The sequence below is a fragment of the Streptococcus sp. SGI.013 genome (assembly GCF_050315295.1).
Classification (GTDB): Bacteria; Bacillota; Bacilli; order Lactobacillales; family Streptococcaceae; genus Streptococcus; species Streptococcus porcorum.
The window spans coordinates 1-382 of sequence record NZ_JBNPOS010000103.1 but is presented as its reverse complement, the minus strand read 5'-3'; the positions used below and the strand labels follow the sequence as shown (position 1 = coordinate 382).

Below are 382 nucleotides of genomic sequence, written 5' to 3'. Positions count from 1 at the left end.
GCCTAAGCTTGTGCTACGGGCGGTTACCAATGGAATAGCCAGACCCAATGCGTGCGGACAAGCAATAACTAATGTAGTAATAGTAAATATAACTGCCGTTGGGATATCTCCAATAATAATCCACACTACAAAAGCAATTAGCGCGACAAGAACAGCAATATAGAAGAGCCACCCTGCAACCTTTTGAGCAATATTTTCTGCTCTGGAAGGCTGACTTTGAGCTTGGCTGATTAAATTCTGAACTTGAGAGATGAAGGATTGATCACCTGTCTCATTCACTTTAATATAAAGAACCCCTTCTCCATTTGTTGAGCCCCCGATTACTTCATCGCCAGGGCCTTTTTTTACTGCTTTTGATTCTCCAGTCAAAAGAGCTTCATTT

General features: G+C 41.9%; 1 pseudogene. It reads right to left on the bottom strand.

Features of this window, described 5'->3' with window-relative positions:
- Positions 1-382 (bottom strand): annotated as a pseudogene (locus ACQRDX_RS09565) (heavy metal translocating P-type ATPase); the annotation flags it as partial.